General features: G+C 29.5%; 11 protein-coding genes. 4 read left to right on the top strand and 7 right to left on the bottom strand.

Translation table 11 applies throughout. From position 1 onward, the window contains the following. The first annotated feature begins 839 nt into the window (after window positions 1-839). A complete protein-coding gene (locus CQ058_RS29535; protein WP_105590171.1) occupies window positions 840-2054 on the top strand; it encodes a replication initiation protein in 1215 nt (404 codons plus the stop codon). 40 nt (window positions 2055-2094) lie between these two features. Here CQ058_RS29535 and CQ058_RS29540 read toward each other — a convergent pair whose 3' ends face one another. Continuing rightward, window positions 2095-2298, bottom strand: a complete 204-nt coding sequence (locus CQ058_RS29540) for a hypothetical protein (protein WP_105590179.1) — start codon at window positions 2296-2298, stop codon at window positions 2095-2097. Window positions 2299-2506: 208 nt separating this feature from the next. Here CQ058_RS29540 and CQ058_RS29545 point away from each other — a divergent pair, with 208 nt between their 5' ends. Together CQ058_RS29545 and CQ058_RS32565 are read left to right on the top strand one after the other, a co-directional pair. Further along, window positions 2507-3610 carry a response regulator aspartate phosphatase gene (locus tag CQ058_RS29545; protein ID WP_105590172.1) on the top strand — a complete coding sequence of 368 codons (1104 nt, stop codon included), beginning with the start codon at window positions 2507-2509 and terminating at the stop codon, window positions 3608-3610. After that, window positions 3591-3719 (top strand): hypothetical protein, encoded by a 129-nt coding sequence (locus CQ058_RS32565; RefSeq protein WP_258169584.1) that lies wholly within the window; start codon window positions 3591-3593, stop codon window positions 3717-3719. The genes CQ058_RS29545 and CQ058_RS32565 overlap by 20 nt, the downstream gene beginning before the upstream one ends. A 35-nt stretch (window positions 3720-3754) precedes the next feature. Here the strand turns inward: CQ058_RS32565 and CQ058_RS29550 are convergent, their stop codons facing one another. From CQ058_RS29550 to CQ058_RS29575, 6 genes are all read right to left on the bottom strand, one after another. Further along, window positions 3755-4009 carry a hypothetical protein gene (locus tag CQ058_RS29550; protein WP_105590173.1) on the bottom strand — a complete coding sequence of 85 codons (255 nt, stop codon included), beginning with the start codon at window positions 4007-4009 and terminating at the stop codon, window positions 3755-3757. Between the two features lie 204 nt (window positions 4010-4213). Next, window positions 4214-4666, bottom strand: a complete 453-nt coding sequence (locus CQ058_RS29555; RefSeq protein WP_105590174.1) for a hypothetical protein — start codon at window positions 4664-4666, stop codon at window positions 4214-4216. Then, window positions 4663-5904: a ParM/StbA family protein gene (locus tag CQ058_RS29560; RefSeq protein ID WP_105590175.1), complete on the bottom strand. Its 1242-nt coding sequence runs from the start codon at window positions 5902-5904 to the stop codon at window positions 4663-4665. Before CQ058_RS29560 ends, CQ058_RS29555 begins: the two co-directional genes overlap by 4 nt. A 495-nt stretch (window positions 5905-6399) precedes the next feature. Continuing rightward, window positions 6400-6942: a MerR family transcriptional regulator gene (locus tag CQ058_RS29565; protein WP_105590176.1), complete on the bottom strand. Its 543-nt coding sequence runs from the start codon at window positions 6940-6942 to the stop codon at window positions 6400-6402. A 647-nt stretch (window positions 6943-7589) separates the two neighbouring features. Next, complete coding sequence (locus CQ058_RS29570; RefSeq protein WP_105590177.1) at window positions 7590-8816, bottom strand: hypothetical protein; 1227 nt, start codon at window positions 8814-8816, stop codon at window positions 7590-7592. Between the two features lie 383 nt (window positions 8817-9199). Beyond that, window positions 9200-9715: a helix-turn-helix domain-containing protein gene (locus CQ058_RS29575; RefSeq protein WP_105590178.1), complete on the bottom strand. Its 516-nt coding sequence runs from the start codon at window positions 9713-9715 to the stop codon at window positions 9200-9202. A 196-nt stretch (window positions 9716-9911) separates the two neighbouring features. Between CQ058_RS29575 and CQ058_RS29580 the strand changes: the two genes are divergently transcribed. Further along, window positions 9912-10112, top strand: coding sequence for a helix-turn-helix domain-containing protein (locus CQ058_RS29580; RefSeq protein WP_042978733.1), 201 nt, complete (start codon window positions 9912-9914; stop codon window positions 10110-10112). Window positions 10113-10274 lie beyond the last annotated feature (162 nt).

The following is a 10274-nucleotide window of genomic DNA, read 5'->3' on the forward strand; positions in this document are numbered from 1 at the left end:
TAATAAAAAAAGACAAGGGTGTTGCACTCTTGTCTTTTTTGTTCATTAGATCTATTTTTATTACAAATAGGATTTTAAAATTTATTAATAAATATATACAACATAATATTCTATGTTTGATTGTTTTACATAATAATTGTTTATATGTTTAATTGTTTATATGTTTTAGGAACATGAAATGCGTTGATATATAAGGGATTCTGGCACATAACTATAACAAAAATGGTTAGAAAGATAACAAATTTGGTTCTAACTATAACAAAAACGGTTAGAAAGATAACAAATTTGGTTGTCTAACTATAACAAAAATGGTTAGAAAGATAACAAATTTGGTTCTAACTATAACAAAAACGGTTAGAAAGATAACAAATTTGGTTGTCTAACTATAACAAAAATGGTTAGAAAGATAACAAATTTGGTTCTAACTATAACAAAAATGGTTAGAAAGATAACAGATTTGGTTGTCTAACTATAACAAAAATGGTTAGACAGATAACAAATTTGGTTGTCTAACTATAACAAAAATGGTTAGAAGGATAATTAAATTGGTTGTTTAACTATAATAAAAATGGTTAGAAAGATAACAAATTTGGTTGTTTATCTATAACGAATTTTAAAGGTATTAGTTTTTATATCAAAAACTCTTGTTAATCTTTAATTCACATAATTATTTTATGGACTATGAATATCATTTATCACAAAATTTGGCCATAAAACTTCCAAAATTAATCTGTAAAAATAACAAATTTGGTTATAAAAAAAAGCAACTATAACAAAAGTGATATATTTGTTATAGTTAGTGTATCAATAGAGGACGTATGGAAAGGACGTATATAAATATGTCTATAAATCAAGATTTACAGATTAAAGAGAATAATATTGTTTCTAAATCAAATACTTTGATTGAAGCAAATTCTCGCTTAAATTTAGTTGAACAAAAGATGTTACTTTGTTTAGCTAGTAATATTGAACCGAATGATCGGGATTTTAAAACATACACATTCCCAATTAAACAATTTCATGATCTACTTGGTTTGAGTGGATCTATCAAATATACGGAGTTAAGTAAAATAACAAAAGAATTATTATCTAAAGTAATTGAAATTCGAGCAGGAGAAGAACTGATACAAGTATCTTGGCTTTCTTCCGCAATTTACAATAGGAATAAAGGGACAATTGATATGCGTTTCGATCCTTTATTAAAGCCGTTTTTAATAGAATTGAGTAGCAAGTTTACAAGCTATAGATTGGCTAATGTTGTTAAATTGAAAAGTACATATGCTATACGTATTTATGAACTACTTAAGCAATATGAGGACTTAAAAGAACGTACAATCAGTCTTGAAAATTTAAGGTATTACTTAGATGCGATGGATGTATACCCTAACTATGCAAATTTTAAGCAACGTGTGTTGAAACCTTCTCAAAAAGAATTAAATCAAAAAACAGATATTTCTTTTGAATTTGAAGAAATTAAATTAGGTAGGAAAGTACAAAAAATTAGATTTATTATTCGTAGCCAGAAAAAGAAAGATCCGGATTTAGTTCATTTTGAAAAGAAATTAGATAAATTTCAACAGCCAAATACATTTGAACAAAAAATTAAGAGATTTGAAGAACGGTGTAAAGAAAAAGTATTTCCTAAAGTATTTAAGAAATGGGAAGAGCATAAAGAAATTGTATTGGAGATAATTGAAGATATCCGTTTTCGTACAGATATTGATTCCCCAATCGGTTATGTAGAATTTATTCTAAATTCCCGATTAAAAGAACTGTCCGAAAATGAAATAACAAACTCAAGTAGTCAGATTGAAAATAAATCTCATAATAAGAATGTACTAGAGATTGATAACATTATAGATTCAGTTATCAGTAAATATTCAACATCTACCGGAGCTGTAGCTACATTTTTAGTTGAAAGTTCAGCAATTGAGGAATTAGTCAAAGTAGTTACATTAGAAGAAGCTGAAGCTATTTGGAAAGATCATGAAACATTTGTCATGGATAAGATTTATGAATACATTAAAAAGAACAGTAGAAAGAAAAGGTACTAGTGTTACATGAAAAAAGTTCTTTCTTTACGAAAGAACTTTCTTAAAATAAGGCAAGTTGTTCTTCCTCATTTTGCATACTAATTTTCACTTTATATGTATAATACTTACCCATTCTATTCTCTATCTCATTTTCCACTTGCTGTATAGCAGCATCGGGTGTATTTGCTGTAATGTATACAATATCGGGTCGATACACTTCTCCATTAGGAGATGTAATTGTAAATTCAATTGGGTATTTTTCCATAATCCTCATTCCTTTTACTCTTTAATACTATAAGAGATAATCTAATATACTTATAGCACATATTATTTCAATCAATAATTAACTTAATATTCTGAATTATATTGAAAAATACCCCTTAGTAATATGGACAATTGCATAATTTGATATCATATATTATAAGAATATTCCCTTTATTTTACGGGATTATGGGATGATGGGGGAGAAAGATATGAACGTTCATGTAAAAGGGAATGAACAATTGATACAAACTTTAAATGAATGGTACTTTAAAATTCGAGCAAGAGATCTGGATGCAGCAATTTGTTTAAAAGATAAGATCGACTTGGTTATAAATGAATTTAAAGATGACCAAAATTTGATGTTACAGTACTACCTCATAGATTTTCGTCATAATTATCTACTTAATAACCTAGGCGTTTCTACGGATAGTTTTAATATTATCGATACATTTGTTATACCACAAGATAATTTTTTAACATATTATTATCATTTTTTCAAAGCGATTTACCATAACGCAATCGGAAATTATCAATCTTCAAGGAAATTCTATGATAAAGCAAAAGCTTTTTTAAAATATATCAATAATGAATTAGATGTTGCTGAATTTCATTACATGTTGGGATATACATTGTATGATGCATACAATGGTTTTCTGGCCTTACAAGAATTGTCAAAGGCTAAAGAGATATTTTCTAAATACCCTGAATGTGAAACTAACCTTGCTTTTTGTAATAATCTTTTGGGGTTAACTTATGCAGATTTAGATGAATTTGAACTAGCGAATAAGTATTATACATTAGCATTAAACAGCTTCAAAGCCATTAAAGAAGAGACCTTTATACTAATGGTAAAACAAAACATAGCTTTAATGCATGCTAAACAGGATCGTCCTGATTTAGCAATTCAGTTTCTTTCAGAAGTTAATAAAAAAATGTTAAACAATTATAAAGCTATATTCGTTGAGGCAAGAGAATACGTTAAATTATTCGAAAAGGAAGTAGCCTGTGAGCGTATTGAGCGAGGAATAAACATCTGTAAACAGCTTGGTATTGAAGAATATTTGCATCATTTCCGTATATTACAAGCATTAAACGATAATGTAGTTGCTTCAAAATTAGAGATTATTATCTCAGAAAGCACTGAATATTTTGAAAAACAAGAAATGTCAGAGTATACTAAGGAATATCAAGAACAACTAGCGCATAAGTATTTTGAAGAAAAGAATTACCTTAAATCATGCGAATACTTCGAGTTATCTAGGAAGAAGAATATATTTAAAAAGGGTGATTTAAATGAAGAAACTCCATCGTAAGTCCATTGGGCTATTAGTAGCTATGACATTAATATTTAGTTTACAAGCTCCTGTAAGCAAAGTTATCAAAGGTTTTGTTCAATATGCACATGGAAATGGAGGGGGATAATCCCCTCCATTTTCAATTATAAACAAAGCTGAGTATTAAAAAAGAAAGTAAACTAACAAACATATTGCACATATAACACTACCTACAACAATAATTGCAGCAGTTATTCCAAATAACAAATAACCAAGATAATAAAAACCTAGACAGATAAAGACAGCAATCAATAAGATTCCAATAATTTGTAAAACTAATGATTTAAATAGGAAGAATACCATGAGAATAAATACCCAAAACATCCAAGATTTAAAAATTTGAGGTTGCTTATTTTGTTTATTTGTTGGCATTTCCATAAACTCACCACTTTCATTGTATAAAAGTATGTATTTAAAAAACTACTTCATATTTAAAATAAAAAAATGGAGTGCTTTCTCTAATAAGTAAGCACTCCATCATGTCATTATGCATCTTGTTGTTTTTTGCTTCTTTTGATCTTTCCTGTTCAGATTTTGATTTGTTAATTTCAATTAAATGAACCATGAGTTTTAAATCAACGCTCACTCTCCAAATAACACGCTCTCATCAACATCTTTCAAATAGTCATCATCTATTGGTTTCTTTTCCATTGACTCTGACTTGTTTTGTGCAATTGCTTTCTTATCTATTTTCTCATTGGGTTTTTCGCTTTCTTCTGTTTCAACTTCATTTTCCATTGCTTCAACTGTTGATTCTTTATATTGATTACGGCTCACGCTGTTAACATTCGGACTATTTAACAATGCTGAAATGTCTTGGTAAAACTTTTCCTTCATGAATAGATCTCTTTGCATTTGCTTAGATACTTCATAGTCTGTTACATCATTTATTCCATATTGATCTACAAAATGTAAAACTAATGTAATTAACGATTCTGATATGTTAGATTGTTCATCTAGCCAATCGTGGAATTTCGAATTTTTTTCTTTTTTAAAATTCCAGTTATATTGTTCTCTCTGTTTTTGTTTACTCATTTCTTAGTCACCTTGGACAATAATTTACCGCTTAAAATCTCCATTCCTCTAACATTCATTTCTGTTGCATATTTTTTAGGAATCCATAGTAATTGCATATCATTTACTTTACAAAATTCTAATGCTTTTTTATATAAATCATCTTTCAATGCAATACTTCCGCCCCCATAAATTGCTAAGACTTCGGCTTTGCTAGCTGTTTTATAAATATATGATTTCTCGATATCATTATAAATCCCTTGAGCTTGCATATATCGAGTTTCTTCTAAAAATTCTATAGCCTTATCATGCTTTTTATCATCAGAGTCAGTGACTAATTCACTAAATTGCTGGCGATTAATATCTACACCGCCTTCATATTCTTCTTGTAGCAATTTAATTGCTCCTTCTATCGCATGACCAATGCCTCTTTTTTCGCCCCAACACGCGTCTGGAACAGGGTTTAAACCATCAGAATAAATGTACTCGGTTGTACCATCTCCAATATCAGCATGTAGGATTTTTTTGTTTTTAAAGTACCCGCCATCTACATTCTTTTCTAGATAGAGTTTAGATTCTTTCTTTTCAACTTTTTTAACTTCTTCATCATTTTCATTTTCATTTTCTTTTTCTTTTTCTTTTTTATACAGATCATTGAAATCATCGAACATGTCTTGTTCTCCTTCAAAGATAGCGTATAAAGCTGGAACACCTTCACGAGTTACCTTTACAATTTCAAATGTAATTTGCACTGTTACTTTTTCTTCTCCCACATATACGATCACAACGTGCTCATTTTCCTTAAAACGACTTTCAAGAAAACGAGCTTTAGATGGTTCATACTCGGAAGCTGGAATTGCCAAGATAAGTGATGCAGGTATTTCAATATTTTTCGGTAGCTCTCCTACTTCGTTATAAATTGTTTGTACCGCTTTACTTGCCATAACAGATAAAACATTAATTACAGGTAGGTCCCGCTTATGTTTATTTCCTAACTCAATATCAAGAGCATCTGGTTTACCATTTGAATGTGCAGCACGGTATCCTACATAGAATTTCCCAACACGTTCAATCGCATTACTTGCTACATGAACATAAATTTCATCCATTAAGTTTGTTACACTTTGTTGCAAACTTGCTTCTTTACTTTTCACACGACCAAATATACGTTTATTTACATTTTGTTGTTTAACTAACTCACCATTAATCATCATTTTTAATTCACTATTTCCAATATCAGCGACCGTTCTCATCATCATATTTAATAACCACCTTTTTTATATAATTTTCATTCCTTTTTTGTATCTTAATTACATTATAAACCTTTCTGGTTAAAATTTCAACACAAAAATCATTTTTTATATATTTTTTATATATTTTTTATATAAATCTAGTACATTGATTTAAAACTGCACTAAAAATATATTTTTAATATCTCTCAGGTGTATATACAATGCGTATAATCTATAAAAATAATATAAAAAATGTATTTCAGGTTATTACCGGACCTAGGGTGATCATTTAACTTCATGAGTTGTATATTAAATATATTCTTTTTATATGAAATTCATACAACAGGAATACCGATATAGAATAGTAAATTATTAAAATACGAGTACGAATCGAAAATGGAAAAGGAGGGGGAAGAATTTATTATACACACTTCAAAAATAAAGAGTCCTAGATAAATAACTATATTTATCTAGGACTCTTTATTTGAAAACTCTGATTCCAACAGTTAAACAGTAGAGGAATTACTTCCAGAATTGCCACCACTTCTTTTTTTTCTTTTGTTTTGATTCTAATACTTCCCGTAATGTTTGCAGCAACAATTCATCTCGTTTTTTTATACTTTCATCGACATATTTCCGTAATTCCTCCATTTCTTTCCTGATCTTTGCTATCTCATTTGCTGTTTCAATTGGTGAAGAGGTGTCCTGAGCTTGTTTAACTTGTTTACATTGTTCGTTTTGTTTGTCTACGTTGTCCTCCACACTGTTTAAAACGTTGTGGACGTCTGCAACGTTGTTTTGGACGTTTAAGGCGTTTAAGACGTTTACAACACATTCAGGGATTGTTCCAAATCCTTGCTCATGTAACTGAATCATCCTTTGAAAAAGCTGTAAATCATACGATGAATACAAAATGCGGCCATTTTTTTTACTAAAACTGTGTCCAAGGTGTCTGAAGTGTCCTGTATACGTCCGCAACGTGCTTGCAGGGATGTTTAGGACGTTTACAACGTCCGAACTGTTTAATGGACGTTGTGGACGCTCTAAGGATATGACTTGACTCATACAATCAACTCCTCATTTGAGATTTAAAGATTACGTGAGTTGCTGTAGCAATTCTCGGCGGTTTCTGAAAATCCTTGTGTATCCCTAAAACTAGTCAAGTTTCCCTAAAAGTTTTAATTCTATTTACATGGTTTGTCAGAATCCCCTATAAATTTAAATGGTATTAAAGGATAGAGTTTTTATTAATTTTTCACTTATTTATGTATAGATTCATTTATTAAGTAATAATTTCAATCACTATATAAAAGGTTCAATAATAATATAAAAGATACAAATACTATATAGATGAAAAGAAAACCTTGGAAACTCTTGTGGCTCTAAGACTAGATGAATTGCTTAAAAAATTGAATCGGAATACTAACTTATCCATAACTACAACTACAAACTATTCAGATTCACACAAACTTTATAACAATATACTAAGGTTTACACAATTGAATTATAGGTTTACTAAGAATTCCACAAGTATTTAAACGTAATCTAGTATACAGAAACATAAAAAACAGTTAGGGAAGGAAAAATAACCCTACTGTTTTTAAGAATTATAAGGTAATAGAATGATTGTCTAATTGATTTCAACATGACAAATAGCCTTGTCCGAATTAATTTTTTTGAACAAGGCATATAGTCTATTTATTTTTTAAAATTCAAGTTAGGTGGAAAGCATCAGGTACATCAATATCATGAGAAATGAGTTCCAGTACAAGTGCATGACGCGTATTATCGTCTAAATATCGTTCCGCCCATGGAATAAACGATTCACGCAGTTTTGCTCGTATCATGCCACCGATTGATTTTATTTTTTCTCCAAGTGCTAAGAAATTTTCACATTGATCCATTGCATAACTCATGGTATACGTCATAAAATCATCACGAAGTTGCTTGTTTTTAATACATGTAGCGATTCGTGATACTTCTCCTTTATAAGAAACAACAATGTCTTTACGATCTTTATTGGTTAATGCTATGCCAATAGATTCAAGACGAGCTGTTGCTTCTTTACGCATTTTAGCTTCAGTTTGACTAATTTCAGCTCGGTCATTTTCAATCACACATGCAGGATTCATGCTAACTGTAAATTGAGTGATAACGATTTGTTGGATCTTTTCACGTATACGAGCTATGCGTCCTTTACGTGGGTTTCGAACCTTTTGTATAGAAGCATCAAATTTAAAAATTGGCGAGATAATCTTTAGGTAGTTACGCACCTTTTTCGCATTACGTCCTAAACGTTCCTTTAAGCCGTCCATGTTACGAAAAAAAGAATAATCTTCAACGGAATTTTTACTATATTTAAATTGATGAGTAAAGTTGGTACATAATCCTAAAAATTCAATAATACCTTTGCTGTCACGATGGGAAACTAATTCTTTTAAAATTGAAGTTTCTAACAATACATGAGGAATTCGAAAATATGAAAGTTTTCCATCGTTATCTTTTGTTTCCTTTGCTGTACGATTTAATCTTGCATAGTTGCAAATTTCATAGACTGGAATCTCATTAATAAAAATTTCTCTAACAAGTCCAGAATGAAGTAATGCTTGGAAACCTGTATGAATAGTTGTGTAAGGGATATCGGATTCGTTCGCGATATTAGATAGTTTGAAATCGCGAGGAAGTCGCCCTAAATCATTTACCTTATAGTGAAGTAAAATGTAAGTGGCTAATGCTGATGAAGGCAAAGCATATTCTCCAAGCTCGTTATTTTTGATTAAATATATACGAAGCTCATCAAAAAACTTTGGCCCATGCATGAGGAATTTTGATTTTTTATTTTTTTTACAGAATTTCATGTTTGTCTTGAATGTTTTTGTGCCTACCTGGATGTTACCAGTTAGATCTTCAATGTTTATATTAGAAGAATCATGTAGCATAAAAAAACCTCCTATTTTTCCCACCGCAAATAAACAGGAAAAACAGAGGTTTTATATTCACATTATATGAGCCTTATGGTATAATTTTAACATCAAGTATGACATTAAAGAAAAACACATACATTTATAGTGTGAATTAAAATCCTACCTGTGGGAGTTTTTAATTGGTTCGAAGTTTGCCGACCTAGAGACCAATTAAAAACTGTGCGGTGGGTTTTTTTTATTTATAATAATTTAAACGACAAAATTAGTGATGCATTAATTTTATAACTATTAAGGTAGAATATCAATCTAATAATTAGTATTTTTTACTTAAATAGCTTTTTTGTTGTTCGTTTAATAAAATTCAAACATATAAATTAAAAACTAAAAGCCTCTAATATTTAGAGGCTTTTAGTTTTTAGTTCATGTTGAAGATAATTGGTGAAATTGACAAAGTCTAGATGTAATTGATCGTATTTGTATTCAAAAAACCTAAGATATTCAGTAAGCTCTTTTTCTAATCGTTCTTGTTTTTCAAGAGGTAATTTACGAATTTCTTGATGTAACTCTTTTACTTTTGTATATATATCTTGTTTCTTTTCATGTTCGCTTATTGTTAAATATAGTTCTACATTATTAATTATATCTTGTTTATGCTCAATTTTTTCTGTAGGTGATTCATTAATTAGAGTAGTTGTCTCACTAATTCCTATTAGATAATCAGCGCTGACATCAAAAATTTGTGCTATTGCAGCTAATATATTGTAGGGTGGTTCTGATCCTTTCTTTTCCCAATTTGATACGGAGGCTGAACTAAATGAAGATCCTACAACTTCACTTATCTTTTCCCCTAATTCTTTCATTGTCCAACTTCGTTCTTGGCGTAATTTCCGTAAACGTTCGCTAAAAATATTCATATTTATAGTCCTTTCATATAAAATCTCAGCTTAATTATGTAAAAAGTACTGAAATAAGTAAAATATACATATATTCTGTGTATATTTCAGTATATATAACTAATTATTTTTTATTTTTAGTAAATTTTACTTGTTTTTCACTTTAAAAGTGATGTATACTTATTTTATACTAATTGAGAGGAGGTAATTAATAATTATGTTATTGAATGAACGACGATCAAAAGATTTCTCTTTAACACAACTCGGTCAAAAAATTAATATTAAACCTCAAGTTCTTCATGCGATAGAGAAAGGAAAAACAAGTGTTAATTCTGAACGAGCAGAAAAAATTGCTAAGTTTTTTAATAAACCGGTGGAATACTTTTTTATACCGACGTATTACAAGGTTCGAGAATAATTTAAAAAGAGTTACTTTGTTTTAAAAAAGTTATGAATCAATTATATAAGACTAATTATAGTAAAAAAAACTATTAATTCAAATAGAATTAACGATTCAAAAACTGATCTTTGAAAACTGCATATCATTTGAGGGAGCTGTTAGTATGTTGAAACGATCGTA

The sequence above is a fragment of the Bacillus sp. MYb56 genome, assembly GCF_002976445.1.
GTDB lineage: Bacteria > Bacillota > Bacilli > Bacillales > Bacillaceae_G > Bacillus_A > Bacillus_A mycoides.

Bases quoted from the DNA above. Each gene is read 5' to 3' on its own strand.
- CQ058_RS29570 (WP_105590177.1), bottom strand. From the start codon at position 8,816: ATGCTACATGATTCTTCTAATATAAACATTGAAGATCTAACTGGTAAC.
- CQ058_RS29560 (WP_105590175.1), bottom strand. From the start codon at position 5,904: ATGATGATGAGAACGGTCGCTGATATTGGAAATAGTGAATTAAAAATG.
- CQ058_RS29575 (WP_105590178.1), bottom strand. From the start codon at position 9,715: ATGAATATTTTTAGCGAACGTTTACGGAAATTACGCCAAGAACGAAGT.
- CQ058_RS29535 (WP_105590171.1), top strand. From the start codon at position 840: ATGTCTATAAATCAAGATTTACAGATTAAAGAGAATAATATTGTTTCT.
- CQ058_RS29550 (WP_105590173.1), bottom strand. From the start codon at position 4,009: ATGGAAATGCCAACAAATAAACAAAATAAGCAACCTCAAATTTTTAAA.
- CQ058_RS29580 (WP_042978733.1), top strand. From the start codon at position 9,912: ATGTTATTGAATGAACGACGATCAAAAGATTTCTCTTTAACACAACTC.
- CQ058_RS32565 (WP_258169584.1), top strand. From the start codon at position 3,591: ATGAAGAAACTCCATCGTAAGTCCATTGGGCTATTAGTAGCTATGACA.
- CQ058_RS29565 (WP_105590176.1), bottom strand. From the start codon at position 6,942: ATGAGTCAAGTCATATCCTTAGAGCGTCCACAACGTCCATTAAACAGT.
- CQ058_RS29540 (WP_105590179.1), bottom strand. From the start codon at position 2,298: ATGGAAAAATACCCAATTGAATTTACAATTACATCTCCTAATGGAGAA.
- CQ058_RS29555 (WP_105590174.1), bottom strand. From the start codon at position 4,666: ATGAGTAAACAAAAACAGAGAGAACAATATAACTGGAATTTTAAAAAA.
- CQ058_RS29545 (WP_105590172.1), top strand. From the start codon at position 2,507: ATGAACGTTCATGTAAAAGGGAATGAACAATTGATACAAACTTTAAAT.